Annotated in this window: 29 protein-coding genes, 1 tRNA gene and 1 riboswitch; of the genes, 9 read left to right on the top strand and 21 right to left on the bottom strand. The window is 75.7% G+C overall.

Going from position 1 to position 26,914, the window contains the following annotated elements:
* Positions 1-76 precede the first annotated feature (76 nt).
* The gene (gndA, locus tag FHN55_RS04805; RefSeq protein ID WP_139711101.1) at positions 77-1,582 is read right to left on the bottom strand and encodes an NADP-dependent phosphogluconate dehydrogenase; all 1,506 of its coding nucleotides are present in this window, start codon (positions 1,580-1,582) and stop codon (positions 77-79) included.
* 161 nt (positions 1,583-1,743) lie between these two features.
* Between gndA and FHN55_RS04800 the strand changes: the two genes are divergently transcribed.
* Complete coding sequence (locus FHN55_RS04800; protein ID WP_139711100.1) at positions 1,744-3,129, top strand: diguanylate cyclase; 1,386 nt, start codon at positions 1,744-1,746, stop codon at positions 3,127-3,129.
* A gap of 13 nt (positions 3,130-3,142) precedes the next feature.
* Here FHN55_RS04800 and FHN55_RS04795 read toward each other — a convergent pair whose 3' ends face one another.
* Positions 3,143-3,928, bottom strand: a complete 786-nt coding sequence (locus FHN55_RS04795) for an isocitrate lyase/phosphoenolpyruvate mutase family protein (RefSeq protein WP_139711099.1) — start codon at positions 3,926-3,928, stop codon at positions 3,143-3,145.
* Between the two features lie 101 nt (positions 3,929-4,029).
* Between FHN55_RS04795 and FHN55_RS04790 the strand changes: the two genes are divergently transcribed.
* Positions 4,030-5,001, top strand: a complete 972-nt coding sequence (locus FHN55_RS04790) for an aldo/keto reductase (RefSeq protein WP_139711098.1) — start codon at positions 4,030-4,032, stop codon at positions 4,999-5,001.
* Between the two features lie 74 nt (positions 5,002-5,075).
* Here the strand turns inward: FHN55_RS04790 and FHN55_RS04785 are convergent, their stop codons facing one another.
* From FHN55_RS04785 to FHN55_RS04745, 9 genes are all read right to left on the bottom strand, one after another.
* A complete protein-coding gene (locus tag FHN55_RS04785; RefSeq protein WP_257570713.1) occupies positions 5,076-5,555 on the bottom strand; it encodes a DUF4262 domain-containing protein in 480 nt (159 codons plus the stop codon).
* Between the two features lie 234 nt (positions 5,556-5,789).
* Entirely contained in the window at positions 5,790-6,257 is a 468-nt protein-coding gene (locus FHN55_RS04780; protein WP_257570700.1) for a heat shock protein transcriptional repressor HspR, read from the bottom strand.
* 6 nt (positions 6,258-6,263) lie between these two features.
* On the bottom strand, positions 6,264-7,331 hold the full coding sequence (locus FHN55_RS04775; protein ID WP_139711096.1) for a DnaJ C-terminal domain-containing protein: 1,068 nt from the start codon (positions 7,329-7,331) through the stop codon (positions 6,264-6,266).
* 70 nt (positions 7,332-7,401) lie between these two features.
* Entirely contained in the window at positions 7,402-8,055 is a 654-nt protein-coding gene (gene grpE, locus FHN55_RS04770) for a nucleotide exchange factor GrpE (RefSeq protein ID WP_139711095.1), read from the bottom strand.
* On the bottom strand, positions 8,052-9,926 hold the full coding sequence (gene dnaK, locus FHN55_RS04765; RefSeq protein WP_139711094.1) for a molecular chaperone DnaK: 1,875 nt from the start codon (positions 9,924-9,926) through the stop codon (positions 8,052-8,054). Before dnaK ends, grpE begins: the two co-directional genes overlap by 4 nt.
* A 173-nt stretch (positions 9,927-10,099) precedes the next feature.
* A complete protein-coding gene (locus FHN55_RS04760; protein WP_139711093.1) occupies positions 10,100-10,741 on the bottom strand; it encodes a GNAT family N-acetyltransferase in 642 nt (213 codons plus the stop codon).
* Positions 10,742-10,927: 186 nt separating this feature from the next.
* Positions 10,928-11,734 carry an energy-coupling factor transporter transmembrane protein EcfT gene (locus FHN55_RS04755; protein ID WP_218974350.1) on the bottom strand — a complete coding sequence of 269 codons (807 nt, stop codon included), beginning with the start codon at positions 11,732-11,734 and terminating at the stop codon, positions 10,928-10,930.
* Positions 11,731-13,335 (bottom strand): ATP-binding cassette domain-containing protein, encoded by a 1,605-nt coding sequence (locus FHN55_RS04750; protein WP_218974349.1) that lies wholly within the window; start codon positions 13,333-13,335, stop codon positions 11,731-11,733. The genes FHN55_RS04755 and FHN55_RS04750 overlap by 4 nt, the downstream gene beginning before the upstream one ends.
* Before the next feature lie 7 nt (positions 13,336-13,342).
* Positions 13,343-14,161, bottom strand: coding sequence for an ECF transporter S component (locus FHN55_RS04745; protein ID WP_139711092.1), 819 nt, complete (start codon positions 14,159-14,161; stop codon positions 13,343-13,345).
* A gap of 69 nt (positions 14,162-14,230) precedes the next feature.
* Positions 14,231-14,343, bottom strand: a riboswitch (TPP riboswitch).
* 54 nt (positions 14,344-14,397) lie between these two features.
* On the opposite strand from FHN55_RS04745, the gene FHN55_RS04740 reads away from it, so the two are divergent.
* On the top strand, positions 14,398-14,679 hold the full coding sequence (locus tag FHN55_RS04740; RefSeq protein ID WP_139711091.1) for a DUF4235 domain-containing protein: 282 nt from the start codon (positions 14,398-14,400) through the stop codon (positions 14,677-14,679).
* Between the two features lie 19 nt (positions 14,680-14,698).
* On the top strand, positions 14,699-14,866 hold the full coding sequence (locus FHN55_RS22530) for a hypothetical protein (protein ID WP_180357638.1): 168 nt from the start codon (positions 14,699-14,701) through the stop codon (positions 14,864-14,866).
* Here the strand turns inward: FHN55_RS22530 and FHN55_RS04735 are convergent, their stop codons facing one another.
* The gene (locus FHN55_RS04735) at positions 14,867-15,874 is read right to left on the bottom strand and encodes a hypothetical protein (protein ID WP_139711090.1); all 1,008 of its coding nucleotides are present in this window, start codon (positions 15,872-15,874) and stop codon (positions 14,867-14,869) included.
* A gap of 14 nt (positions 15,875-15,888) precedes the next feature.
* Positions 15,889-16,494 (bottom strand): dCTP deaminase, encoded by a 606-nt coding sequence (dcd, locus tag FHN55_RS04730; protein ID WP_139711089.1) that lies wholly within the window; start codon positions 16,492-16,494, stop codon positions 15,889-15,891.
* A 225-nt stretch (positions 16,495-16,719) separates the two neighbouring features.
* On the opposite strand from dcd, the gene FHN55_RS04725 reads away from it, so the two are divergent.
* Together FHN55_RS04725 and FHN55_RS04720 are read left to right on the top strand one after the other, a co-directional pair.
* Positions 16,720-18,129: a TonB-dependent receptor gene (locus tag FHN55_RS04725; protein ID WP_139711088.1), complete on the top strand. Its 1,410-nt coding sequence runs from the start codon at positions 16,720-16,722 to the stop codon at positions 18,127-18,129.
* A gap of 52 nt (positions 18,130-18,181) precedes the next feature.
* Positions 18,182-18,252 (top strand) — tRNA-Gly (locus FHN55_RS04720).
* A 71-nt stretch (positions 18,253-18,323) separates the two neighbouring features.
* Here the strand turns inward: FHN55_RS04720 and FHN55_RS04715 are convergent.
* From FHN55_RS04715 to FHN55_RS04695, 5 genes are all read right to left on the bottom strand, one after another.
* Positions 18,324-19,025 carry a hypothetical protein gene (locus tag FHN55_RS04715; protein ID WP_139711087.1) on the bottom strand — a complete coding sequence of 234 codons (702 nt, stop codon included), beginning with the start codon at positions 19,023-19,025 and terminating at the stop codon, positions 18,324-18,326.
* A 90-nt stretch (positions 19,026-19,115) separates the two neighbouring features.
* Positions 19,116-19,337: a DUF6458 family protein gene (locus tag FHN55_RS04710; RefSeq protein ID WP_139711086.1), complete on the bottom strand. Its 222-nt coding sequence runs from the start codon at positions 19,335-19,337 to the stop codon at positions 19,116-19,118.
* A gap of 81 nt (positions 19,338-19,418) precedes the next feature.
* Entirely contained in the window at positions 19,419-20,510 is a 1,092-nt protein-coding gene (locus FHN55_RS04705; protein WP_257570699.1) for a DNA polymerase domain-containing protein, read from the bottom strand.
* 118 nt (positions 20,511-20,628) lie between these two features.
* Complete coding sequence (locus FHN55_RS04700; RefSeq protein ID WP_139711084.1) at positions 20,629-20,961, bottom strand: AzlD domain-containing protein; 333 nt, start codon at positions 20,959-20,961, stop codon at positions 20,629-20,631.
* Positions 20,958-21,656, bottom strand: a complete 699-nt coding sequence (locus FHN55_RS04695; protein WP_257570698.1) for an AzlC family ABC transporter permease — start codon at positions 21,654-21,656, stop codon at positions 20,958-20,960. The genes FHN55_RS04700 and FHN55_RS04695 overlap by 4 nt, the downstream gene beginning before the upstream one ends.
* Positions 21,657-21,753: 97 nt before the next feature.
* Between FHN55_RS04695 and FHN55_RS04690 the strand changes: the two genes are divergently transcribed.
* Complete coding sequence (locus FHN55_RS04690) at positions 21,754-22,335, top strand: helix-turn-helix domain-containing protein (RefSeq protein WP_139711082.1); 582 nt, start codon at positions 21,754-21,756, stop codon at positions 22,333-22,335.
* Between the two features lie 37 nt (positions 22,336-22,372).
* Here the strand turns inward: FHN55_RS04690 and FHN55_RS04685 are convergent, their stop codons facing one another.
* Entirely contained in the window at positions 22,373-23,038 is a 666-nt protein-coding gene (locus FHN55_RS04685) for a LysE family transporter (protein WP_180357637.1), read from the bottom strand.
* Positions 23,039-23,162: 124 nt separating this feature from the next.
* Positions 23,163-23,600, bottom strand: coding sequence for a hypothetical protein (locus FHN55_RS04680; RefSeq protein ID WP_139711080.1), 438 nt, complete (start codon positions 23,598-23,600; stop codon positions 23,163-23,165).
* Between the two features lie 163 nt (positions 23,601-23,763).
* Between FHN55_RS04680 and FHN55_RS04675 the strand changes: the two genes are divergently transcribed.
* Complete coding sequence (locus FHN55_RS04675; protein ID WP_257570697.1) at positions 23,764-24,468, top strand: response regulator transcription factor; 705 nt, start codon at positions 23,764-23,766, stop codon at positions 24,466-24,468.
* 16 nt (positions 24,469-24,484) lie between these two features.
* Entirely contained in the window at positions 24,485-26,419 is a 1,935-nt protein-coding gene (locus tag FHN55_RS04670) for a histidine kinase (RefSeq protein WP_139711078.1), read from the top strand.
* On the opposite strand, the gene FHN55_RS04665 is transcribed toward FHN55_RS04670, so the two are convergent.
* Complete coding sequence (locus FHN55_RS04665; RefSeq protein WP_139711077.1) at positions 26,400-26,780, bottom strand: hypothetical protein; 381 nt, start codon at positions 26,778-26,780, stop codon at positions 26,400-26,402. The genes FHN55_RS04670 and FHN55_RS04665 overlap by 20 nt on opposite strands.
* Between the last annotated feature and the right edge of the window lie 134 nt (positions 26,781-26,914).

Genomic DNA, 26,914 nt, shown 5'->3' with positions numbered 1-26,914 from the left:
GACAGCAGCGGGCGGGTGCCGCCGGGCCCTGTGGACGGAGCTCCGGCGACACCCGCCTGTGGGCGGACGACGTGCGTCAGTGGGGGTTGTGGCTCCCCTGGCCCTCGGTGTCCTGGCGCTCCTCCGAGCCGTCACCCGACCACAGCGTGTGGTAGGTGCCGGGCTTGTCGACGCGGCCGTAGGTGTGCGCGCCGAACAGGTCGCGCTGGCCCTGCACCAGCGCAGCCCCGAGGCGCTCCCGGCGCAGGCCGTCGTAGTAGGCCAGCGCGCTGGAGAAGCCGGGGACCGGCACCCCGAGGCGGACCGCGGTGGCCACCACGCGGCGCCAGGAGTCCTGCGCGTTCGCCACGGCCGAGGCGAAGTAGTCGTCCAGCAGCAGCGAGGCCAGGTGGGCGTCCTTGTCGTACGCCTCCTTGATGCGGTTGAGGAACTGCGCCCGGATGATGCAGCCGCCGCGCCAGATGGTGGCCATGGCGCCCTTGTCGACGTCCCAGCCGTACTGGTCGCTCCCGGCCTGGATCATGTCGAAGCCCTGGGCGTAGGCGACCACCTTGGAGGCGTAGAGCGCGTCGCGGACGGCGTCCACGAAGCCCTCGGCGTCGGCGCCCTCCAGGGAGGCCCCGGTGGGACCGGTCAGGGAGCCCGCGGCCTGCACGGCCCTGCGCTGGTCCACCGAGCCGGACAGCGACCGGGCGAAGACGGCCTCGGCGATGCCGGTCACGGGCACGCCCAGCTCCAGGGCGGTCTGCACCGTCCAGCGGCCGGTGCCCTTCTGCTCGGCGGCGTCGACGATGACGTCGACGAGCGCCTTGCCGGTCTCGGCGTCCACCTTGTCGAGCACCGTAGCGGTGATCTCGATGAGGAAGGACTCCAGGTCGCCCTCGTTCCAGGTGCGGAAGACGTCGGCGAGCTCGGCGGGGCTCTTGCCGAGGCCCTGGCGCAGCAGGTCGTACGCCTCGGCGATCAGCTGCATGTCGGCGTACTCGATGCCGTTGTGCACCATCTTGACGAAGTGGCCGGCGCCGTCGGGACCGACGTAGGTGCAGCAGGGGGTGCCGTCGACGTCGACGGCGATGGACTCCAGGATCGGGCCGAGCGCCTCGTAGGACTCCTTCGAGCCGCCGGGCATGATGCTCGGCCCGTTGAGGGCGCCCTCCTCCCCGCCGGAGACGCCGGTGCCCACGAAGTGCAGGCCCTTGGCGCGCAGCGCCTGCTCGCGACGGCGGGTGTCGTCGAAGTGGGCGTTGCCGCCGTCGATGACGATGTCGCCCTCCTCCAGCAGGGGGACGAGCTCGTCGATGACGGCGTCGGTGGGCTTCCCGGCCTTCACCATGATCATGACGCGGCGCGGGCGCTTGAGGGAGGCCACGAAGGACTCCAGGTCGGTGGAGGCGACGAAGTCGCCCTCGTCCCCGAACTGCTCGACCAGCTCGTCCACGCGGGACTGGGTGCGGTTGTGCAGCGCCGTCACGTGGCCGTGCCGGGCGAAGTTGCGGGCCAGGTTGCGGCCCATGACCGCCAGGCCCGTCACGCCGATGTCGGCGCGCGCGCTGGTGGAGGGGGTGGATGACTCGTCTGCCATGGCCCGATCCTGCCGGGCCCGCCGCTCGCGCCGCCAGCCCGGTCGTGTCACGTCCGCCTCACGGGGCGGCACCACCTGCTGAGAGGATGCACCGCTGCCGGGTCAGGGGATCATGGCGGCGGACCAGGGGGGATCGTGGCGCGGAGGCCTGCGTGGAGGGCGTGAGCCCCGCCGTCGTGGGGGCGGTCGCGGTCGCGGCCGCCGCCCTCCTCGTCCTCGCCCGTGCCCGCGGCCGCACCAGCGGCCCCGCCGCGGCCGCGGCCCTCGCGGGCCTGGTGCTGCTGCTCCTCGCGTCCGCGGGTGACGCCGCCCCGGTGTCGGGGAGCGCCGGCCCGCTGCTCGTGAGCGGCGCGGCGTCGCTGCTCCTCAGCACCGGCACCATCGCCGTGCAGATGCGGCTGCTGCGCGCGCGGCTGGTCACCTCGGCCGCCCGCAGCTGGCTCGACGTCACCAGCGGCGCCGTCCTGGGCCTGGGTCTGGCGTGGGCGTTGGGGACGCCGCTGCTGCTGCGGTCCCCGGGGGTCGGCGAGGCCTGGGCGACCGTGCTGCTGGTGCCCGCGGGCGCCGCCCAGATCGCCAGCAGCTTCACCGTGACGTCGATGCTGCTGGTGCGTCCCCGCGATCCGCGGATGCGGGCCCTGGCCGCCGTGGGCTCCCTGCTGTTCGCGGCCGAGGTCGCCGGGCTGCTCGGGTCCACCGGGTCGGGCGCGGCCGTCGTGGTGGCGGCGCTGCTGCGCGCGGCGGCCGCGGTGGCCCTCGCCGCCGCGGCGCTGCTGCACGACCCGGCGGCGGGCGCGACGGCGCTGGAGAGCACCTCCGACGTCATCATCGCGCCCATCGCGCTCACCGCCGGCAGCATCGTCATGCTCGCCTGGCACCTCGTCTCACCCCTGTCCACGGCGGCCGCGTGGGCGGCGCTCGCCACGATCGTGCTGCTGACGGCCAAGACCGTGGTGGTGTTCCGCCAGCTCGACGCGCTGAACGCCATCCGCACGCAGGCCATGACCGACGCGCTCACCGGGCTGGGCAACCGCCGCGCGCTGCAGGAGGCGCTCAGCGGCGTGGAGCGGGGCGAGGAGGTGGCCCTGGTGGTCATCGACCTCGACAGGTTCAAGGCCGTCAACGACACCCTCGGGCACGCCGCCGGTGACGAGCTGCTCGTGGAGCTGGGGCACCGCCTGCGGGAGGGCGCCGCCGACGGCGAGGTGGTGGTCAGGCTCGGCGGGGACGAGTTCGCCCTGGTGGTGCCCGGCGCCGACCGCGAGGTGGCGCGCCAGCGGGCCGCCGGGGCGGTGGCGGCGCTCGCGCGGCCGGTGCGCCTCGGCCGCACGACCGCGTCGGTGGGCGCCAGCGCCGGTGTGGCCGTCGCGCCGCTGCACGCCACCACCGCGGTGGGGCTGCAGGAGAGGGCCGACGAGGCGATGTACCTGGCCAAGGGCAGGGAGGGCGCCGTGGTGGTGGCCGGCGGCCCGGAAGCCCGCCCGCAGGACCGGCGCAGGGCCAGCCGGCGCGCGGGTGACCGCGCGGTCGTGGTCGACGAGGCCTGAGAGCGGGCGCCGGTCAGTTCAGCGCGCGGGTGCCGGGCGGCAGGACGCCCCCGGCCAGCAGCTCCGCGGTCGCGTCCTGCAGGGCGGTCAGCGCCACGCGCTGCGTGAACGGGCCGGTGGACAGGCGGGCGACGCCGAGGGCCTCCAGCTCCCGCGCGGGCAGCGAGGCGCCGGGGATGGAGATGAGCGTGACCACGCCGCGGCCGAGCTCGGAGACGAGCGCCTCCACGTGCTCGCGCCGCGCCGCGCGGGGGACGAAGACGACGGGCGCCCCCACCTCCAGGTAGGCCTTGCAGCGCCTGACGGCCTCGGCGAGCGTGTCGGCCGGGTCCTGTCCCTGGGGGGCCTTCGTGAAGGCGTCCGTGCGGGCGTTGAGCACGAAGCCGGGAACGCCGGCGTCGCGGGCGGCGCGCAGGCTCGCCTCGACGGCGGCCACGGACTCCTCCAGCGGCTTGAGGCCGTCCTCGAGGTTGCCGCCCACCGCGCCGGCGGCGATCGCGCGGCGGGTGGTCTCGCCCGGGTCGCCGTAGCCGGCCTCGAAGTCCATGGTCACCGGCAGGGACACGGCGCTGGCGATCCGGGCGACCATGTCGAGGTGCAGGTCGAGCGGGATCTGCTCGCCGTCCTCGTAGCCGAAGGTGGCGGCGATGCCGTGGCTGGGCGTCGCGATGGCCCGGGTGCCCTCGACGGCGGCCACCGCGCGGGCGGAGACGACGTCCCAGGCGTTGGCCAGCACCAGCAGCTCCGGGGCGCGGTGCAGGTCGAGCAGCGTCTGGGCCCTGGCGGCGAGGTCTGTCACGACCCTCGACGCTAGTGGCACCACCCCCGCCGCGCACCCGACCGGGCCGCGGGGGTCCTCGGCGTCGACGTCGGACCGCGCGTGCGGTAGGACTCGGGTCCGTGGCTGCGGGAGCGGGTGGGTCGCGCAAGGGGCTGCGCCTGGGGCTGGGGCTCGCCGCGCTGGGCAGGCCGGCCTACATCACGGCCGGTCGCGACGGCGACCTCGGCGCCGACAGGTCCGTCGAGGCCATGCGCGACCGCGCCGCCGCGGTGCTCGACGCGGCGTGGGCCGCTGGGGTGCGCCACCTCGACGCCGCCCGCTCCTACGGACGGGCGGAGGAGTTCCTCGCGCACTGGCTGGCCGCCCGGCCCGAGGTGGCGACCGACCCGTCGCTGGTGGTGGCCTCCAAGTGGGGGTACCGGTACGTGGGCGGCTGGCGGATGGACGCCGAGCAGCACGAGGTGAAGGACCACTCGCTGGGCGCCTTCACCGAGCAGCTCGCGCAGACCCGCCACCTCCTCGGCGACCACCTGCGCCTGCACCAGGTGCACTCCGTGACGCCGGACAGCCCGGTCCTGCGTGACGGCCCGCTGCTGCGGGCGCTGGCCGCACAGCGCGAGCAGGGCCTGCGGATCGGCCTGTCGACGTCCGGCCCCCACCAGGGCGACGTGGTGCGCGCCGCGCTGGAGGTGCGCGTCGACGGCGAGCCGCTCTTCACCGCCGTCCAGAGCACCTGGAACGCGCTGGAGCCCTCGGTGGGTCCGGCGCTGGCCGAGGCCGCCGCCGCGGGAGTGCTCGTGGTGGTGAAGGAGGCGCTGGCCAACGGCCGGCTCGCGCCCGGCAGCGACGCCGGCGCGGAGCGCCTGGCGCACCAGGTGGGCGTACCGCTGGACCAGCTGGCGCTGGACGCCGCCCTGGCGCAGCCGTGGGCCGGCGTGGTGCTGTCCGGGGCGGTCACGCCGGAGCAGGTGGCCCGCGGTGCGGCAGCGGCGCAGCTCGACCTCGACGACGACGCGCTGGCAGCGCTGGTCCCGCTCGCGCAGGAGCCCGCCGCCTACTGGAGCGAGCGGTCCGCTCGCCCCTGGCGCTGAGGCGACCGACAGAGCAGCGAGCCAGCGGTCACCGGTCAGCGGTGGCGGTGGACCGCACCTGGCGCCCGGCCCGCTCAGAGCTGGCGCGGAGCGGCGACCTTGGGGGCGCGGGCGAAGAGCTGCTGGTGCACGGCACCGGCGGGGCGCTCGGCGTCCCACGGCCAGCGGCCCGAGTCGTCGCACCAGACCAGCTGGAGCGCCGGCACCTCGGCGTCGTCCGCGGCGACGGCCTGGGCGACGACGAGCGCGTCCGGCGAGGAGACGCGCAGCAGGCGCAGCGACGGCCACGGGGTGCGCTGGAGGAGGTCACCGACGTGGAAGCGGTGCCCGGCGAGCACCTCGTCCCCGAGGACCCCGAGCAGGTACCGGGCCTCCGCGGGAGCGCGGCCGCTGACGAGCAGCTCGGGGTGCCCGACCCGCGTGAGGCCGACGGTGTGGGAGAACGGCAGCGCGCGGCGGCCGGCGCCTCCGACGGACACCACCGACCAGCCCTGCTCGTCGACGAGACGGCGGTGCTCGTCCAGGGCCTCGACGACCCTGCGGTCCACACGCATCACCGGAGCCGCCTCCTCAGTCCTCGCCTGCAGGGCCCAGCATAAATACAAGAGTGACAGACGTGACGAGTGTGACGTGCGTGGTGAAACCGCACCAGCCCCACCCCGTCCAACACCCCCGACTCTAGAACAGGTGTTCGACGAACGGGTGGACTTCCCCAGAAAGGCGGACCGGTCCCGAGCGCCGCCCGGCACGCTACGGGCGGGGTCCGACAGCCCCGACCCAGCCGGGGCTCAGCGCGACGGGGGCCGCCACACGACGAGAGCGCCCGACGGGGCGAAGGTCGAGGCCGGCCGCTGCGGCCGCCGGCCGCGCTCGACGGCGACGACCTCGCCCTCGGGACCGGCGGCGAAGACCCGCCGGGAGCGCTGCAGCGCCTCGTAGACGCGGGCGACCTCGGCGGTCAGCTCCTCCACGCGCGCCTGCAGCGCGCTGACCTGGTCCTCCAGCTCGAGGATGCGCTTGATGCCGGCCAGGTTCACGCCCTCCTCCTGCGACAGGCGCTGCACCTCCCGGAGCATGACGACGTCTCGGGGGGAGTACCGCCGCCCCCGCCCGGAGGCGCGGGACGGCGAGACCAGCCCCAGCCGGTCGTACTGGCGGAGGGTCTGCGGGTGCATCCCCGCCAGCTCCGCAGCCACGGAGATGACGAAGACGGCAGCGTCCGGGTGCAGGCCGGAGCGCTGGTCACCGGAGTCCACCTCGGCTCACCTCCCTCCGGCGGCAGCGCCGCGCACGCGGGCCAGCAGGTCGGCGCGGGGGTCGGCGCCGTCCGAGCCCGCGACCGCGTCGCGGAAGGCCTCCACGGCGGCGCGGGCGGCACCGTCGAGGCGCTGCGGGACCACCACCTGGGTGGTCACCAGCAGGTCGCCCGTGCTCTCGCCGCGGCGCACGCCGCGGCCCTTGACCCGCAGCGTGCGACCGGACGGCGTGCCCGCCGGCACCTTGAGGCGCACCGTGCCGCCGTCGAGCGTGGGAGCGGTGACCTCGGCCCCGAGGGCCGCCTCGTCGAAGGTCACCGGCAGGGTCACCCTCAGGTCGTCACCGTCGCGGGTGAACACCGGGTGCGGCTGCACGTGCACGGTGATGAAGAGGTCGCCGGGCTCACCGCCGCGGGGGCCGGGACGGCCCTTGCCGCGCAGGCGGATGCGCTGGCCGTCGCGCACGCCCGCGGGGATGCGCGTGGTGAGCGGCTGCCCGTCCACGCTGAGCGTGACCGTCGCGCCGCCGACGGCGTCCGCGAAGGGCAGGGTCGTCTCGGCGTCGAGGTCCACGCCGCCGCCCCGACGGCCACCCGGGCCCGCACCGGCACCCCCCGGCGCCTGGAAGCCGGCGGGAGCACCGCGGCCGGCTCCCCCGAACATGCTCGCGAGGAGGTCTTCGACGTCAGGACCGCCGGCTCCGGGGGCACCGCCGCCGTAGCGCACGCGCTGACCGCCACCGGCACCGCCGAAGAGGCCGCCGAAGAGGTCCTCGAAGCCGGCGGCGCCTCCCGGGCCCGACGGGCCGCCGGCGCCGGAGCTGAACCGGGCGCGCCCGCCCGCCATGGCGCGCACGGCGTCGTACTGGCGGCGCTGCTCGGGGTCGTTGAGCACCGAGTACGCCTCGCCGACCTCCTTGAAGCGCGCCTCCGCGGAGGCGTCGCCGGGGTTGGCGTCGGGGTGCAGCGTGCGCGCCAGCTTGCGGTAGGCCTTGCGCACGTCGTCCTGGGAGGCGTCGCTGGAGACGCCCAGCGTCGTGTAGAAGTCCTTCTCGAGCCAGTCCTGGCCGGCCATGCGGTTCCTCCTGGAACGGCCCGACCCGCACCCCGGGGGTGCCGGGGCGCGGGTCGGGTCTGGTGGGGTCTCAGGCGGGGGAGGTCACGGCGACCCGCGCGGGCCGCAGCACCTTCTCCCCCACCTTGTAGCCGGGCTGCAGCACGGTGGTCACCAGGGTCTCAGCGACCTCCGCGCTCTCGGCGTGCATCAGCGCCTCGTGCACGGACGGGTCGAACACCTCGCCGACCTGCCCGTAGCGCGAGAGGCCGAAGCGGCCCAGGGCCGCCTCCAGCTTGTCGCTGATGGACGCGAACGGTCCGCCCTCGAGGTCGCCGTGCTGGCGGGCCAGCTCGACGTCGTCGAGGACCGGCAGCAGGGCCTCGAGGAGGCTGGTCGTGGCCGAGGCGCGAGCCACGTCCCGGTCCCGGTCGACCCGGCGGCGGTAGTTGACGTACTCCGCCTGGAGCCGCTGGAGGTCGCCGAGGCGCTCCTCCGCGAGGGCGAGGGAGGCCGCGAGCTCGTCGGTGACGTCGGCGACGCCCTGCTCGTCAGCGCGCTCGGCGGCCTCGTCCTGCTCGAGCCCGTCGGCCCCGGCGGGGGCACCCCCCGCGCCGGGGACCTGCGGGTCCGCGGCCGGGGAGCGCACCTCACCGGTCTCCGGGTCGAGCCGGCGCCTGTCGCGCACGACCACCGGCTCCTCCGGGTGCTGGGGCTGCTGGGGCTGCTGGGGACCAGCGGTCACTTGCGGCCCTCGGTGTCGTCGTCGACGACCTCGGCGTCGACCACGTCGTCCTGGGCGGACGTCGAGGACGAGGCGCCCTGGGCACCGGCTGCACCGGCGCCGGCTGAGCCGGCGTCCTCCTGGCTGTACAGGGCGGAGCCGAGCTCCTGGCTGACCTTCGCCAGCTCCTCCTGCTTGGCCTTCACCGCGTCGGTGTCGTCACCCTCGAGCGCCGTCCTCAGCTCGGCGATGGCGGTGCGGACCTTGGTCACGCCCTCCTCGGGGAGCTTGTCGGTGTTGTCGGAGACGAACTTCTCGGTGGAGTAGGCGAGCTGCTCCGCGGAGTTGCGGACCTCGGCCTCCTCGCGGCGCTTGGCGTCCTCCTCGGCGTGGGCCTCGGCGTCCTTGACCATGCGCTCGATGTCCTCCTTGGACAGCGCGCTGCCCCCGGAGATCGTCATGCGCTGCTCCTTGCCGGTGCCGCGGTCCTTCGCCGAGACGTGGACGATGCCGTTCGCGTCGATGTCGAAGGTGACCTCGATCTGCGGCACGCCGCGCGGGGCCGGGGCGATGCCGGTGAGGTCGAAGGTGCCCAGCGCCTTGTTGTCGCGCACCAGCTGGCGCTCGCCCTGGTAGACCTGGATGAGCACGGACGGCTGGTTGTCGTCGGCGGTGGTGAAGACCTCCGAGCGCTTGGTCGGGATGGCCGTGTTGCGCTCGATGAGCTTGGTCATCACCCCGCCCTTGGTCTCGATGCCCAGGCTCAGCGGCGTGACGTCGATGAGCAGGACGTCCTTGCGCTCGCCCTTCAGCACGCCGGCCTGCAGCGCGGCGCCCACGGCCACGACCTCGTCGGGGTTGACGCCGCGGTTGGGCTCCTTGCCGCCCGTCAGCTCGCGCACGACCTCGCCGACGGCGGGCATGCGGGTGGAGCCGCCGACCATGACCACGTGGTCGATGTCGCTCAGCTTGACGTCGGCGTCCTTGATGACCGCGTTGAACGGGGCCTTGGTGCGCTCGAGCAGCGAGCGGGTCATGTCCTCGAAGGCGGCCCGGGTGAGCTTCTCGTCGAGGTGGACCGGGCCGTTCTCGGTCATGGACAGGTACTGCAGGCTGATGCTGGTGCTCGTCGCGGACGAGAGCTCCTTCTTGGCCTGCTCAGCGGCCTCGCGGAGGCGCTGCATGGCGATCTTGTCCTTGGACAGGTCGACGCCGTCCTTGTTCTTGACCTGCTTGACCAGCCAGTCGCGGATCGCGGCGTCCCAGTCGTCACCACCGAGGTGGTTGTCACCGGAGGTGGCGCGCACCTGGATGGTCGAGAAGCCGTCCTCGGCGTCCTTGCCCACCTCGAGCAGGGACACGTCGAAGGTGCCGCCGCCGAGGTCGAAGACGAGGATCAGCTCGTCCTCCTTGCCCTTGTCCAGGCCGTAGGCCAGGGCCGCCGCGGTGGGCTCGTTGATGATGCGCAGGACGTTGAGGCCCGCGATCTCACCGGCCTCCTTGGTGGCGGTGCGCTGGGCGTCGTTGAAGTACGCCGGGACGGTGATGACGGCGTCGGTCACCGGCTCGCCGAGGTACTCCTCGGCGTCGCGCTTGAGCTTCTGGAGCACGCGGGCCGAGATCTCCTGCGCCGTGTACTTCTTGTCGTCGATGGTCTGCGTCCAGTCCGTGCCCATGTGGCGCTTGACGGACGAGATGGTCCTGTCGACGTTCGTGACCGCCTGGCGCTTGGCGATCTCGCCGGTCAGCGCCTCGCCGGACTTGGCGAACGCGACCACGGACGGCGTGGTGCGGGCCCCCTCGGCGTTCGCGATGACGGTGGGCTCGCCGCCCTCCAGCACCGCGACCACGGAGTTGGTGGTGCCCAGGTCGATGCCGACCGCTCGGGCCATGGTGTTCCTCCTGAGAGCAGACTGCTGAGTGACTTCCGCTCAAGTCTCGCGCGCCCCGTCGGCTCTGTCGAACCGGGACGGCTCTTCTTGAGCCTGTCTCACTCAACTCTCAGGTGGTGCCAGCTGTTCCCGGCGACGCTGCCGGGCCCGCGGGCGGGTCTGGTGCCGCGGACTCAGCGGTAGGACAGCTCGCGCAGCGGACCGAGGGAGTCGACGGCGGTCCGCGGCACGTGCACCCGCGGGCAGCGGCCGTGCGCGTGGCGCTGGCCGCGCACCCGCGCCCCGAGGCCGGACAGCAGGGCCTGCGAGGCCACCGGGTCGGCGTCGGGGTGGACCTGCAGCTCCGTGCGCCCCTGCACGAGCAGGGCGCCCGCGAAGTGCGCCAGCAGGGTGGAGCCGATGCCGCGGTGCTGCCACGCGTCCTGCACGAGGACCTCCGCGGCCATGGCGATGGGGTCCTCCTCGCCGGTGCACGTGGCGGGGCGCAGCGCGCCCACGGCCACCGCACGGCCCGGGGCGGACTCGACGACGACGGCGCCGGGCTCGCGCAGCCAGGCCTCCTGCTGCACGAGCGGCAGCACGGTCCCGCCGCGGCCGGACCAGCCCAGGCGGGTGGTGGGGGAGCAGCGCACCAGCAGCGAGGCGAGGACCGGGAGGTCCTGCACCCGCGCCGGGCGCACCACGAGGCGCTGCCCACCGGCCACGAAGGACCACGGCTGGGCCAGCAGGGCCGCGCTCGGAGCCTGCTCCGGCGCGGCGAGGGGGGCGGCCGCCCGGAGGGTCGGCACTCGGGTCATCACGGTCTCTGCGCTCACAGGCAGGAGGTTGACCTGAGAGGTTTCCGGTGCGGTTGCGCGTTTGTGACGCGCGTGTGTCGTCAGTCCCGCCGTTCGTGGTAATGGCGCGCCCCGGTCGGGCGTCTGCGGGTGGTTGCGCGAGGTCACAGTTCTGTCACGGCACCGGCCGCAGCGCTCCGGAGAGCACGCACCGACCCGTGCGCGTCACGTCAGCAGCAGCCGCCAGGTCCCCGCGAGCACGCCCGCCGTCGTCGCCAGGACCGCCAGGAGGACCCCGCCCGCCACGACCCCCCAGTCGGCCCGTCGCATCCGGCTCGGGCGCGCCCACGTGCGGCGCTCAGCAGGACCGGCGCCGAAGCCGCGCGCCTCCATGGCCGTGGCCAGCACGGTCGCCCGCCGCACCGCGATGACCAGCAGCACGAACGTGCGGCCCGCCGCGTCACGCGCCCCGGCCACCGCGCCACCGCCGCCCAGCCCGCGGGCGCGGCGGGCGAGCCCCAGCTGCCGCCACTCCTCCCCCAGCACGTCCACCACGCGGAAGGCGGCGAGCGCGGCCAGCACGAACCGCGCCGGCAGCCGCAGCACCTGGGCCAGGGCGTCGCCGAGGTCGGTGGGGTCGGTGGTGGCGAGCAGGACGACGCCGGGCAGCGCGATCGCCACCACGCGCAGACCCACGGCGGCGCCGGCCTCCAGCGAGCCGCTGGTCACGCTGAGCGGCCCGGCGGCCAGCAGCACCGAGCCCGAGTCGACGCCCACGAGCGCCGTGAGCACCGCGGTGGGGACCGCTGCCAGCGCCAGCAGGGTGCTGCGCCGGAGCAGCGCGCCCGCACCGAGGCCCACCAGCGGCAGGGCGAGGAGCTCCAGCGCGACCGCGGTGCCGGCCGTCACCACGTCGACCGACAGCAGCAGGACGACGGCGAGCAGCGTGGCCACGGCCAGCTTCGCCACCGGGTTGGCGCGGCTCAGCGGTGTCGGCCGGACCGCTCCCGGGTCGAGCAGGCCCGTGCTCACGCAGCGCCCTCCGCGCAGCCGGGGGTGAGCGCCCCGCGCGGCTCGACGCGCACCGCACCCCCGCCGACCCACCACGTGGCGTCGGCCAGCGCGTGGCACAGCGCGTCGTCGTGGGTGGCGGCCAGCACGGCGGCCCCCTCGGCCCGCAGGGCGGCGAGCAGGGCCACCAGCTCGGCCCACGTGCGGGCGTCCTGGCCGAAGGTCGGCTCGTCCAGCACGAGCAGGCGGGGGCGGGTGGCCAGGGCGGTGGCGACGGACAGCCGCCGCTGCTCACCACCGGACAGCGTGAACGGGTTGGCGCGGGCGAGGCGGTCCAGGCGCAGCCGCTCCAGCAGCTCCTCGACGCGCTCGCCGACCTCGTGCTCGGGCAGCCCGAGGCGGCGCGGGCCGACCGCCAGCTCGTCGGCCACGGTCTGCGCGACGAACTGGTGGCGCGGGTCCTGGAAGACCGAGCCGACCCTGGAGACCAGCTCCCGCGGTGCCCAGCGGGCGGGGTCGTCCCGGTCCGCGGAACGGTGGCGGTCGCGCCAGCGCCGGCGCGGTGGCGCCGGCGGCGGGTCTCCGAGCAGCTCCGGCTCAGCGCGCACCCGGCCCGCCACCGGCAGCGCCAGACCGGCGACCGCCAGGGCCAGCGTGGACTTCCCGGCGCCGTTGACCCCGCGGACCGCGGTCACGGACCCGGCGCTGACCCCCGCGCTGACCCCGCTGAGCACCGGAGCGCCACCTCCGCGCCGTCCCACCGCGACGGTGTCCAGCGACAGCAGGGGAGGCGGTGGCGGTCCGGCGCCGGCCACCCGGCGAGCGGTGGCGGGCCGGGGGTGGCGGCCAGGCACCCAGACGCCCGCGGCGGCCAGCTCCGCCCCGCGCTGGGCCAGCACCCGCCCCACGGGGCCGTCGGCGAGCACCCCACCGCCGGGGGCGAGCACCACGACGCGGTCGACCAGGTCCACCCAGAGGTCCACGCGGTGCTCCACCAGCAGGCAGCCGGCGCCCGTGGCGCCGAGGCGGTCGCCGACGACGTCGCGCAGCCGGGCGGCTCCCTCGGGGTCGAGCATGGCGGTCGGCTCGTCGAGCAGGAGCAGCTGCGGCTCCAGGGCCAGCACGCCCGCGAGCGCGAGGCGCTGGCGCTGGCCGCCGGACAGGTGCGCCGTGGGGTGCTGGCGCGGCAGCGCCAGCCCCACGTCGGCGAGGGCGGCGTCGACGCGGGGCCAGATCCGCTCGGCGGGCACGCCGTGGTTCTCGAGGCCGAAGGCGACGTCGTCTCCGACGCGGGCGAGCACGGTCTGGGCCTGCGGGTCCTGCAGGAGCAGCCCGGTGCGGGCCCTCCCCTCGCCCGCGGCCACGGCCCGCAGCCGCGCCTCGGGGGCGGGCACGCCGTCGAGCAGCAGCTGCCCCTCCGCCTCGCCGGTGCCGTCCGGACCGCCGTCCAGCAGCCCGGCGACGCCCGCGAGCAGCGTGGACTTGCCCGCCCCCGAGGCGCCGAGCAGCAGGACGCGCTCGCCGGCCTCGACGTCGAGGTCGAGGCCGCTCACGGCGTGGGCGCGGCGGGCGTTCCACCGCCACCCCCACCCGCGGGCGCGCAGCAGCGGGCCGGACGTCACGGCGGGGTCAGACCCGCTCGGCGTTGCGGCCGGACGCCAGCGGAGCCAGCGCGCCGGTGCGGGCGAGCGCCCGGGTCAGCGCCCACCCGCCCAGCCCGGCGATGACGATCCCCGAGACGACGGCGAAGGCGACGTAGGCCACCTTCCAGCCGAGCACGAACTCCGGGTAGTACAGGACGGTGTCGAGGATCCCGACGACGACGCCCGCCCCGGCGCCGGCGCCGATCGCGGCGACCACGCCCCACTGGCGGTAGAGGAGCACCGCCAGCACCACCTCGGCGCCCAGGCCCTGCAGCAGGCCGTACCAGACGGTGGCGAAGCCCCACTGGTTGCCGATGAGCGCCGACACGACGGCCGCGACGAGCTCGACGAAGACCGCCGCGCCCGGCTTGCGGACGACCAGGCCGCCGACGACGCCGGCCGACAGCCACACGCCCACGAGCAGCGCTGACGCCGGCGGGAAGAACGCCAGGGCGTTGGAGACCGGCGTCCAGCCCAGGTTCCAGGCGGTGAAGACGAGGCCCATGGCCACGCCGAGGACGCTGGCCACGACGATGTCGACCACGCGCCACGAGCGCCGGGGCGCCGTGCGCCACCCGACGATCGCGAGGGCGCCGAGGACGAGCGCGAGGACGCCGACCAGCGGCTGCGGAGCGGCGTCACCGCCGGAGTCGTCGAGGAACGAGAACCAGGTCGGCCCCCACCACAACAGGGCCGCGACGGCCACGACGACGGTGGCCAGGACGAGCGTCGCGACGGTGCCGGCGCGCGATCCGGCGCGCGAGGACCCGCCGGTGGGTCCGTGGTGCTTCTCAGTGGTGCTCATCAGGTGCCTCCCAGCAGGGTCGCGAGGAGGGGTGCCGCACCGCCGCGCCCGGTGTCGGACGCCGCGGCGGCGGCAGAAAGCTCGACTCCCTACGCCGGTGCGAGCCGGATCAGGTTCGAGGGTCTGCGGTCTCCCGCACTCTCAGCGCCTCCCAGCAGGTCAGCGCTCCCCTGTCGATCGGCGCAACCTTACGCCCTCCGCTGGACGGCTCCCAGTGCGCTTGGGAGGCTGGCGCCGTGGGAAACCTCGTGTGGACCGTGCTGGGCACGGGCAGCGGTCTGGCGGCGCAGTCGGCCGCCCGCTCCGTCATCAAGAAGCTCTGGGTGCTCGCCACCGGCAAGCAGCCCCCGGCCAACCCGCTGAGCCCGCAGGTCGCGCTCGCCGAGGCCGTCGGCTGGGCGGTCGTCTCCGGTGCCCTCGTGGGCGTGGTGCGCATGCTGGCCACCCGCCAGGCGGCCAAGTTCTACGAGAAGAGCGCCGGGCACCTGCCCAAGAAGCTGCAGGACGTCAGCGGCTGACCGGCTGGTCTGGCGCGGCGTGGACGGGCTGCTGAGGTCGCTGAGGGAGCCCGGTGCCGGGCGTCCCTCGCTGCTGGCGCGCGTCGTCGCGGTCCTCGTGGTCCTCGGGATGCTGGGGGCCGCGGCCCCCGTGCTGGCGCTGCTGCTCGGCCCGGTGGTCCGCTGGCTCGGCGAGGTGCTCCTGTAGTCAGGCGAGCGGGAAGCCGTCCGCGTCGACCACGACTCCGCCGACCTCGTCGGCGAGCGCGTCCGTGAGCGCCGCGACCACCGCGCCGGCGCGGGCGCGGGCCCTGCGGACGTCGGGGGCCGGCACCTCGTGCTCGGCGGCGGCGGGGTCGTCGGGCCACCACACGGCGCTGTAGGTCACGGCCGTCGCCGCCCACGGCACCCCGTGGAGCACGGGCGGTGGCTCGGCGGCGCCCGCCACCTCGAGCTGCACCACACCTCCCTCGGGGAGGGGGACGACGAGGGCGTAGGCGTCCAGCACGTCCTCGCCCGCGGCGACGGCCGCGTCACGCGCGTCAGCGGCGCGGTGCAGTGCCTCGCGCGCCTCGGGCGGGGGCGCGTCGTCGTCGTGGGTGCTCTCCAGCGCCGCCACCGCCTCGGGCGCCAGCCCCTCCCAGGGGGTGCCCTCCACGGCCAGCTCCACGCCGGGCACCGCGTGCGCGGCGATGTCGAGGGCCTCCTCGGGGGCCACCCAGCTGGGGCTGAGCACGGTCCGGTCCACCCAGGAGAGCGGGTCGGGACGCAGCAGGGCCCACCCCCGGCCCGACGGCAGGGGGGCCACGCGGACGGCGCCCTCGAGGCGGCGCGCCAGCGCCAGCGCGAGGTCGAGGGCGCGGCGCTCGGCCATGACGGGCAGCCCGTCGGGGAAGGCGCGGTGCAGTCCCTCGCGGTCGGTGGTGCCGGGCATCGGGGGGTCGCCGCGCTCCACGGGGCACTCCAGCACCCACGCGCACCGCCAGGGGTCGGGCACGCCCGACCCGGCCGCCGCCGCGGCGTCCAGGAGCAGCGGGCCGCGCAGCGTGGTCCAGCGGCCCAGGCGCCAGGTGGCGCCACCGACGGCCACGAGGTCGGGGTGGCGGGCGCGGACGAGCCCCAGGACGACGGACTCGGGGAGCTCGTCGGGCAGGAGCAGCAGGTGGTGGCCCGCCAGCGCGCGCCCGGCGTCGCGCCCGAGCACCAGGGAGGCCACGGCGGGACCGGTGCTCAGTCGCCGTCGGCGGCGGGGGAGCCCGCGCTGACGTCCGTGCGCTGGAAGTTCAGGTAGGAGCGCGACGCCGTCGGTCCCCGCTGGCCCTGGTAGCGCGAGCCGTACCGCGTGCTCCCGTACGGGTGCTGCGCCGGGCTCGTCAGGCGGAAGAAGCACAGCTGGCCGATCTTCATGCCCGGCCACAGCTTGATGGGCAGCGTCGCGACGTTGCTGAGCTCGAGGGTGATGTGGCCGGAGAAGCCGGGGTCGACGAAGCCCGCGGTGGAGTGGGTCACCAGGCCGAGCCGGCCGTACGACGACTTGCCCTCGACGCGGCAGGCCAGGTCGTGGGGGACGGTGACGGCCTCGTACGTGGAGGCGAGCACGAACTCGCCGGGGTGCAGCACGAAGGCCTCGCCCTGCTCCACCTCGACCAGCCGGGTCAGCTCGGGCTGCTCCTCGGCCGGGTCGATGACCGCGTACTTGTGGTTGTCGAAGAGCCGGAAGTAGCGGTCGAGGCGCACGTCGATGCTCGAGGGCTGGACCATCGCGGCGTCCCAGGGCTCGAGCACGACCCGCCCGGCGTCGACCTCGGCGTGGAGGTCGCGGTCGGAGAGCAGCACGGGGCCAAGGTAGTGGGCGCGCCGCGGGCCCCCGTCGGGCTCCAGTCGGGGACCCGAGGCGCCGATGACACAGGCAGTTCTCCCCGGATCCACCGGGGGAGGTGGTCCGGGAGCCGCGGGACCGCCATCATCAGCAGCGACAAGTGCTGTGTCGATGGTGACCGCTCGCTGCGAGGTCCGCGCCCCCCGGGCGCGGGGGACGGACGGGACGACGGGATGGGCGGCATGGACGTCGGCGAGGACACCCTCCAGAAGGCGCTGCGGATCAACCTGGACCCGCGCTGGTACGGCACCATCGCCGAGATCGGCGCCGGCCAGGAGGTCGCGCGGTGGTTCTTCCGCGCGGGCGGCGCCGCGGGCACGATCGCCAAGACCATGTCCGCGTACGACATGGCCGTCTCCGACGCCGTGTACGGGCGCTCGGACCGCTACGTCTCCCTCGGCCGCCTGCAGGCGATGCTGGAGCACGAGTACACGCTCAACGTGGAGCGCCTCTCCGAGGCCCGCGGGGACGACACCTGCTTCTTCGCCTTCGCCGACACCGTGGTGGCGCGCAGCTACCGCGGCGGCAACGAGTGCCACGGCTGGATGGGCGTGCGCTTCCAGGCGCACCCCGAGGACGAGCCCAACGAGATCGTCGTCCACGTCCGGATGCTCGACGACGACGCCGCCCAGCAGCAGGAGGCGCTCGGCATCGTCGGCGTGAACCTCCTGCACGCCGCGTTCTTCGAGCGCGCCGAGCCCGACGAGATCGTGGCGAGCCTCCTCGACCGCCTCAACACGGGGCGCATCGAGGTCGACATGATCAAGTTCTCGGGCATCGAGTTCCGCAGCGTCGACAACCGCCTCATGGCGCTCCAGCTGGTGAACCTCGGCCTGAGCGGCGTGGCCATGTTCGGCGCCGACCGCGAGGTGCTCCAGCCCTCCGAGGCGCTGCGCAAGCGCCCCGTGCTGGTGGAGCGCGGCAGCTTCCGCCCGCCGACGCACGTCAACATCGACATGCTCGAGTGCGCCAAGCGCGAGTTCGCCAAGGACCCGGCCGTGGCCGGCAAGGAGGTCCTGGCGCTCACCGAGCTCACCATGAGCAACCTGCTCGCGGGCGGCTCCAAGGTGGACCGGCGCGACTTCCTCGCCCGCGCCGACCTGCTCTCGGCCACCGGCAGCACGGTGCTCATCTCCAACTTCGCCGACTACCACCGCCTCGCCGCCTACCTGCAGGCGCGCACGTCCGAGCGGATCGGCATGGTCATGGGCCTGCCGAGCCTCGAGGCGCTGTTCGACGAGAAGACCCACGCGCACCTGCAGGGCGGCCTGCTGGAGAGCTGGGGGCGGCTGCTGAAGAACGAGCTGAAGCTCTTCGTCTACCCCAAGCGCGACCTCGCGTCCGGTGACGTCGTCACCGTCGAGGACGTCCAGGTGGGCGAGCAGCTGCAGCCGCTCTTCGACTACCTCTCCGGCCGGGGCAGCTTCGTGCACCTGTCGGAGTTCAACCCGGACTACCTCTCGATCCTGTCCCGCGACGTGCTGAAGCGGATCGCCGCGCACGACGAGACCTGGCAGGACATGGTCCCGACCGAGGTGGCCGAGCTCATCTGCAAGCGCTCGTTCTTCGGCTACAAGCGGGACGGCGTCTGACGCCCCGTCCGGCCCTTGCTACCCTGGTGGCGGTCGTTCCCCGGAGCGCCACGCGGACGTAGTTCAATGGTAGAACTTCAGCTTCCCAAGCTGATAGCGCGGGTTCGATTCCCGTCGTCCGCTCGTCAGCACCGCGAAGGCCCCCGCCCAGCAGGGCGGGGGCCTTCGTCGTCGTCCTCAGCGGCCGGGCGGGCTCACACGTCGAAGTCGCCGCCACCGAAGTCGCCGCCACCGTCGAACCCGCCACCGTCGTACCCGGCGTCGTAGCCGCCGCCGTCGTCGTACCCGGGGTCTGCGCCGTCGGCGGCCATGTCGGCCTGGGCGCCGTCCTCGAAGCCCTCGGCGTACTCGCTGCCGTCGAAGCCGTCGAACATCGCGTCGGCGATGGCGGTGCCGATGAAGGCGCCGGCGACGCTGGCCAGGAGGCTGCCGCCGATGACGGCACCCATGCCGAGGCCGCGGCCACCGCCCATCCCGCCCGCGCCACCGCCGGAGAAGCTGCGCTCCAGCGTGCCGGGCTGGCGCATCTCGGCACGCGTGGCCATGCGGGCGAGGTCGCGCGGGTCGTCGGTGCGGGCGCGCTCGTTCGCGGGCACCTGGCTGCCGAGCTCGGCCAGCACCTGCTGGCGCTGCTGCGGCGTCAGCTTGGCGAACGCCTCGGCGTGCGCCTGCTCGATCTGCTCCGGCGGGGCGGTCCGCAGCAGGTAGCGGTAGCGCTCCACGGCGCGCTCGTCCTCGGACTGCGGCGAGCGCTGCGAGCTGACGGGCCGGACGCCGCCCGGGGGGTCGGTGCGGTAGCCGGTCTGCTGGCCGTAGCCCGGCGCCGGCGGGTAGCTCGCCGCCTGGCGCTGGCGGGAGCGGTCCTCGCGGCCGAGCAGTCGGTCCAGGAAGCCCATCGTGGTCACTCTCCTCGCGGGTGGGTGGACGCACCGACCACGCTACGTGCGGGGCCTGCGCGCCGCCCGCCCGCGAGCCGCAGGCGACCCTCAGGCGCCCGGCGGCACGCCGTCGTGGCGCTCGACGTACGTGGTGCTGCTGGACACCGCACGGCGGCGGCTCAGCGCGAGCACCAGGACCAGCGAGAGCGCGCCCGCGCCCATGCAGATCCACCCGATGGCGGTGAGGTCCACCGCGGTGAGGCCGTCACGCACGCCGAAGGCGAGGATCGCACCGACGACCAGCAGGAAGATGCCCGTTCCGAGTCCCATGACGACGATGGTCAGGACGGCGGCCCGCGCCGCGATCCCAGGTGACCCCCGTCACCCGAACAGCCGCCGACGACGACCCCCTCAGCGGGCGGGGTCGTCGGGGCCGCCGGGACGCGCCCGGTCGCGGCTGGGCTGCACGCGCTTGGGCTCGCCGTCCTGCTTGGGGTGGTTGGGCGGGAACGGCATCTCGCCCTCGCCGGCGGCGGCGTCGCGCTCGGCCATCTCCAGCAGCGGGGTGAGGTCGTGGTGGACGTCGTCCAGGCCGCGCATCGGGTCTGCGCGGCGGGCCAGCAGCGCGGGCACCGTGGCCATGGTGAGGTCGTCCGGCTCGACGTCGGCCAGCTCGGCCCAGGTCACCGGGGTCGAGACGGTGGCGCGGGGCGTGCGGCGCACCGAGTACGCCGAGGCGATGGTGTGGTCGCGGGCGTTCTGGTTGTAGTCCACGAAGATCGCCTGCGTCCGCTGCTCCTTCCACCACGCGGTGGTGACGCGGCCGTCAGCCCGCCGCTCCACCTCGCGGGCGAACGCGATGGCCGCCGTCCTGACCTGCTTGATCTCCCAGCGCGGCTCGATGCGGACGTAGACGTGCACGCCGCGGCCGCCGGAGGTCTTGGGGAACCCGGCGTACCCCAGCTCGTCGAGGAGCGGCAGGACGACGTCGAGGGCGACGGCGCGGGCCTCGGCGAAGCCGGTGCCGGGCTGGGGGTCGAGGTCGATGCGGAGCTCGTCGGGGTGCTCCACGGCGTCGGGGTCCGTGTCGGACGCGCGGGTGGGCCACGGGTGGAACGTCACGGTGGACATCTGCGCCGCCCACACCAGGGGGGCAGCGGCGTCGACGCGCATCGCGTCGGCGTGGCGCCCGGAGGGGAAGGTCACCCGGGTCGTCCGGACGTACGGGGGGGCGTGCGGCGGGACGCGCTTCTGGTAGACCTCCTCGCCGTCCACGCCGTCGGGGAAGCGCTGCACGTAGGTGGGCCTGTCGAGCAGGGCGCGCACGAGCGGGCCGAGCTCGCCGTCCTCGCCGCGCTGGGCGACGGAGCGGTAGTACTCCACGAGGTGCCTCTTCGTGCCGCCCTCGGCGCCGAGCGCCGGGAAGACGACCTTGTCGGGGCTGGTGAAGCGGACGGCGACGCCGTCGACGTCGAGCTCCTCCGCCGGTGCCTTCGGTGCCACGGACAGCACTCTGGCGCCTCCACCCCGCACTCGCGCACCCCAGTGCTCCATCCGACCCCCTCCGGACCGCACTCGCGCACCCGAGTGCGCGGAGGGTGGCCGGGCCGGGGTGAGGGGGTCAGGGCAGGCCGAGCAGGCGCAGCAGCGCCGTCGTGGCGGCTGCGGCGAGCACCACCACGAGGAAGGGCGCCCTCCGCCACACGAGCACCCCGGCGACGACGACGCCGAGCGGGCGCGCCCAGCCCGTCGGCGAGCGCCCGTCGAACAGCGCCTGCGTGACCACGAGACCCGCCAGCACGGCGACGGCGAGCCCCGCCAGCAGCGCGTCGGTGCTCTCGGCGCGCGCCCCTCCGCCGACGCGCGCCGCGAGCCAGGGCCCCAGGAGGCGCAGGGCGAGCGTGGCGACGGCGAGCACGCCCAGGCCGGCCCAGTGCTCGGCCCCCCAGCTCACCGCGCACCCCCGCCCGGCGCGCCGTGGCCACCGCGGCGGGAGCGGCCGGCGAGCACGCCCAGCACGGCGGCGACCGCGGGCAGCCCGGCGGGCAGCACCGGGACGGCCGCGACGGCGACGACGGCGCCGGCGAGCGCGGTGCGCCGGTCGGCGGAGGTGCGCAGCGCGGGCACCAGCAGCGCCAGGAGCACGGCCGGGAAGGCGGCGTCCAGGCCCAGGGTGGCGGGGTCGACGGCGGCCAGCACCGTGCCCCCCAGCACGGCCCCCACGAGGACGCCGGCGTTCCACAGGGCGAAGAGCAGCACGCCGGTCAGCCAGAAGGCCGCGCGCCGCTCGTCCGGGTCTCGGCGCGGGAGGGTGAAGGCGGCGGACTCGTCGGTGAGCAGGTGCGCGGCCACGAGCCGGCGCCACCCGGTGCGGGGGACGACGTCGGCCACGCCCATGCCCAGCGGCACCATCCTCGCGTTGAGCACCGTGCCGGTGAGGGCCGCCACCAGCGGTGACGAGCCGCCGGTGACGAGCGCGACGAAGACGAACTGGCTGGCGCCGGCGAAGACGACGACGGACAGGAGCACCGGCACCCACAGCGGGGTGCCCGAGGCGACGGCGACCGCGCCGAAGGACAGGCCCACGACGCCGTCCGCGGCGCAGACGAGCAGGACGTCGCGCAGCAGCGTCCTGTCGACGCCGCGCACGCGATCGGCGATCCGGTCTGCGAGACCAGGTGTTCGGTGTGGCGAACTCACTCTGCGAGGATGGGCGCATGGGACGACGTTCGTCAAGGCGAACCGCATGACCGACGAACCGAACAAGCCGGTGGTGGCCGGCGGTGCGCCGATCGCCGCCATCGCCGCCGCCCTGCGCCAGCACCGCCAGCGCTCCGGACTGACCATGGGCGACCTCGCCACCCGCGCCGGCGTGGCCAAGTCGACGCTGTCGCAGCTGGAGTCGGGCTCGGCCAACCCCAGCGTGGAGACCCTGTGGTCGCTGGCCACCGCGCTCGGCGTGCCGTTCTCCGCCCTCGTGGACCCGCCCGCCCCGGCCGTGCGGGTGCTGCGCGCCGGCGAGGGACCCACGCTGGCCGCCGAGAGCGCCCACTTCCGCGCCACGCTGCTGGCGGCGAGCACGCCCGGCGTGAGCTTCGACGTGTACCGCATCACCGCCGAGCCGGGCGCCCCGCGCAACTCCGAGCCGCACGCCACCGGCACCGTCGAGCACCTCGTCATCGCCACCGGCCGGGCCCTGGCGGGCATCCTCGAGGACCCGGTGGAGCTGGCCCCCGGCGACTACGTCGCCTACCCGGCCGACCTGCCTCACACGTTCCGCCCGCTGGAGCCGGGCACCACCGCGGTGATGGTCAGCCAGTACCGCTGAGGTGGTGAGGCCCCGCCGGAGCGGGGCCGGAGGGGGGCTACAGGACGCCGGCGGCCTGCGCGGCGAACCGCAGCCCGACCACCACGACGACCGCTCCTGCCGCCCGCTCCACCCAGCACCGCGCGCGCTCCACCAGCCGCGCCCGGACGGCGCGCAGCACCCCGACGAAGCCGGCGGTCCACAGCACCGACGCCGCACACAGCCCGAGCACGAGCACCGGCAGGTCAGCCAGCCGCGCCGACGCCACGAGGCCTCCGAACAGCAGCGAGGAGTCGAGCAGCGCGGACGGGTTCAGCCAGGTCACCGCAAGCGCCCCGAGCACCAGGCGCCGGCGGCTCCACCCGCCGACGGCAGCACCGGGGACGGCGCCGGTCGCGGCCGTCGTCGTCCCGAGAGCCAGCAGGTGGCGGGGAGCGCGGCGGGGGCGGGTGCGCCACAGGATCTGCCCGCCCATGACCAGCAGGACCGCCGCGCCGACGACGAGGGCGGGCACCCGCAGGTGGGGGGCCTCGGACAGCAGCCGCCCGGCCAGGCCCGCGCCCACCAGGGAGACCGAGACGTCGAGCCCGACCACCAGGGCCGCGGCGCCCCACGCCCTGGCGGTCGGGAGCTGGAGGCCCACCTGCAGCAGGTAGGCGTTCTGCGGGCCGAGAGGGGCAGCGGAGGCCAGGCCGACGAGCAGGCCGAGCACGAGCGGGTCCACGGTGGGTCTCCAGGGGAAGCAGGGAGGTGCTCGGACAGCGCTGATCGTGGTGGTCCGGGTGGTGTCGCCACAGCGGGGCCAGCACCTGCGTGGGGGGACGCCGTCCCCCGTCGGAGGCGTCCGGTCAGGCCCGGCGGCGGGGACGCAGGAGCATGAGGACGACGGCGACGACCGTCACCAGCACGGTCACCGCCGCCCACACGAGCAGCACCGCCGGGACCCCGCCCACGAAGAAGGCGGGGACCGCGGTGAGCGCTGAGAGGATCCGCGCCACCGCTGCGAGCCGCACCGCGGGGGCGCGCCACCTGCCCGCCCACGCGAGGGCGACGCCGGCCAGCGTGACGACACCCATGGCGAACGCGAACCACAGCACCTCCGTCGGCGGGCCGTTCTGGGCGCTCGTCCCGGTGGGCTGGTCGACGACGAGGACCCCGCTCAGGTCGGCCAGCGCCAGGAGGGACGCCAGCACCAGGCCCACGTGGTTGAGAGGACCGAGTGGACGGGAGCGGCGGGTCGCGGCGCCGGAGGTGGTGGCGGACCCGGTGGCGGGGTGGGTGGTCATGGCTGCTCCTCGGGAGTCGGGCGCCGGACGGCGGGGCAGGACGAGGCTGGCCGCCAGGGGCGTCCCCGTTGAGGGGGCAGGCCCCCACCCGACCGGGAGGTCCCCCGGGCGGCGGGGACGCAGACCCTGGTCCGGGACCCGCCGCGGGGCCATGCTCGGCGGCGTGCGGGAGGACGACGCCGGACCGGTGACAGCCGTGGACACCGCCGCCCCGGTGCGGGTGCTGCTGGTGGACGACCACCCGGTGGTCCGCCGCGGGCTGCGCGCGCTGCTGTCCTCGCTGCCCGGCATCGAGGTGGCCGGGGAGGCCGCGAGCGGTGAGGACGCCGTGCGCGAGGCGCAGCTGCTGGCGGCCGACGTGGTGGTGATGGACGTGCAGCTGCCGGGAATGGACGGTGTGTCCGCCACCGCCCGGCTCACCGCCGCCGTGCCAGGAGCCGCGGTCCTCGTGCTGACGATGTTCGAGGACGACGACACCGTGGTCGCCGCGCTGCGCGCCGGCGCCCGCGGCTACCTCCTCAAGGGCGCCGACGCCGACGAGATCGCCCGCGCCCTGCACGCGGTCCACGCGGGCCAGGTGGTGCTGGCCCCCGACGTCGCCGCGCGCCTGGTCGTGCGCCTGTCGGGGGCGCCCTCCCAGGCGCCGGTGCGCCCGTTCCCCGAGCTGACCGACCGGGAGCTGCAGGTGCTCGACGCCATCGCCGCGGGACACAGCAACACGGCCATCGCCAGCGGGCTGGGCCTGGCGCCCAAGACGGTCGGCAACCACATCTCCTCGGTCTTCGCCAAGCTGAGGGTGGCGAGCCGCGCCGAGGCGATCGTGCTGGCCCGCGAGCACGGCCTGGGCGCCCGGCCCGCTGCCGGCTGACGCCTGCGGCCCGCCCGTGAGCGCCGTCGTCGACCACCTGCCCGTGCTGGGCAGCGCGACGGTGTGCGCCGCGAGCGCCGCGGTGCTGCTCATCGGGCCCGGAGGAGCCCACGACGCACCGACGGCTGACCGCCGTCGCGTCGCCGTGGCGCTGCTGGTCGCCGCGGGCCTGCTGCTGGTGGCCGGTGCCTCCGCACCGCTGGCGGCCGCCGGCGCCGCCGCCGGCCTGTCCACGGCCGCGGTCGTGGTGGCGTGCAGCGTGGCCCTGCCGGCGGTCGTCGCGGCGGTCCCGCTGCACACGGACGCGGTGGCGGACCGGCGCCGCGACGCCGCCGTCGACAGGGCCCTGGTCGCCGCGGTGCTCGGGTCCGGAGCGGTCACCGCCACCGGTGTGCTCACCGGCACCGTCCTCGACGTGCTCGGTGGCGGCGCCCTGGTCGTCGCGCTCGCGTCGCTGCTGTGGTGGCGCACCGAGCGCAGCCGGGAGGTCGAGCGCACGCGCTGGCTGTGGCTGGTCGCCGGGGTCGTCGCCCCGGTGCTCGTGGCCGGGCAGGCGCTGTTCGCCGTCGACGGCCCGCCCGACGCCCCCCTCGGGGTCTCCGCGGACGGCCGCTGGTCGGCGGTGGCCGCGCTGGCGGTCCTGCTGGGGGGCGCCGCGGCCCTGGCGGCCCTCGTCGTCGGCCTGCGCGCGCCCCTCGTGGTGGACGTGCGGCGCCTCGTCGCCCAGCTGGCCGGGTACGCGGTCAGCGTGGAGGTGGCGCTGGCGCTGTTCACCCTCGGCCAGGTGCTCGTGCAGGCGTCGACGGGCTCACCGCCGGGCAAGGCCGGGAACGCCCTGCTCGCCGTGGGGGTCGCAGCGACCTTCCACCCGGTGGCGCTGCTGGTGCGGTGGCTGTTCGACGAGCTGCTCTTCGGCGGCCGGCGCGACCCGGTGGCGGTGATGAGCAACCTCGGCGTCCAGCTGCGCTCCCAGAGCGACCCGTCGGCGTGGGTGGCCTCGCTGCGCGCCGACCTGGGCGCCGCGAGGGTCGAGCTCTGGGGCGACGTCGACCTGCTGGCCGCGGCCGTCCGCGACGACGGTGACAGCGCGGACGGTGGCGGGGAGCGCGGGCGGGGGACGCCGGTGCGGGTGCCCCTGGCCGTGGGCGAGCAGGCGGTGGGCGAGCTCGCCGTCGTCGTCGACCTGCCCGACGAGCAGGCGGCCGGGCAGCTGCGGCGGCTGCTCGACCTGCTGGCGCCCCCGCTGGCCCGCGCGATGCACGGCCTCGCCCTCACCCAGCAGCTGGCCGTGGAGCGGTCGCGAGCGCTCGCGGCGCTGGAGGAGGAGCGGCGGCGGCTGCGGCGCGACCTGCACGACGGGCTCGGCCCGGTGCTCACCGGCATCGCCTACAGCGCCGACGCCGCCCGCAACTTCGTCCGCACGGACCCCGAACAGGCCGACGGGCTGCTCGCCGAGCTCCGCGAGGACGTCTCCGGCTCCATCGCGGAGGTCCGCCGCCTCGTGGTGGGCCTGCGCCCGCCGGCGCTGGACGAGCGGGGTCTGGCCGGCGCGGTGCGCCAGCAGGTGGCGCGGCTGGGCGCGGCGCACGCGTCCTCGCTGGTGGTGGAGGTGGTCGACGAGGAGCGGCCGCCGTCGCTGCCCGCAGCCGTGGAGGTGGCCGCCTACCGCGTGGCCGTGGAGGCGGTCATCAACGCCGCCCGCCACGCGCGCGAGCACCCCGACCGCGCGGGCGAGGGGCTGCGGGTCCGAGTGGTCTTCGCCGTGGTGGACGGCGCCCTGGTCGTCACCGCCGACGACGACGGCGCACCGACGCCCGCGTGGCTGGCGGGCGTCGGCACCGCGTCGATGCGGGAGCGCTGCGAGCAGCTCCACGGCTCGCTGGAGGCAGGGCCGACGCCCGCCGGCGGGCGTGTCAGGGCGGTGCTGCCGCTCACACCGGCGACGCCGTGAGCTCCCGAGCCGCGCGGCGGGCGGGGAGCACCAGGATGACGCCGACCAGCGTCACCACCACGCCCACCGCGATCGCCGCCTTGTAGCCGGTGGGGATGTCGGCGAAGAACGCGGGGACGGCGGACAGCGCGTTGAGGAGCTGGCTGACCACGATGAGCGTGACGCCGAGGCCGACCCGGCCGCTGCGCCAGCGCCAGACGAGCACCACACCGACCAGCGTGACGATGCCGAGGATCCCCGTGACCACGTTGATGACCACCGGCGCGGGCCCGGTGGTCGGTGACACGAGCGTGGGCAGACCGGCCAGGCCCGAGAGGGCGTTGAGCACCAGGCCGGTGACGAGGGCTGCGGAGCGCTTCACGGGGGACCTCCGGACGACGGCGGGACGAGCGGGGCGACGGCGGGACGGCGACACGGTGGCGCGTCCCGGCGCGGCGCGTCTGCCGTGGCAGCACCCGGTCCAGACCCGGGTGCTGGCCCCCTGTCCGCGGGCGC

Source organism: Streptomyces sp. NP160 (genome assembly GCF_006335115.1).
GTDB lineage: Bacteria > Actinomycetota > Actinomycetes > Actinomycetales > Quadrisphaeraceae > Quadrisphaera.
The sequence above is the reverse complement of the archived record's forward strand: the minus strand, read 5'-3'. Positions and strand labels throughout refer to the sequence as shown.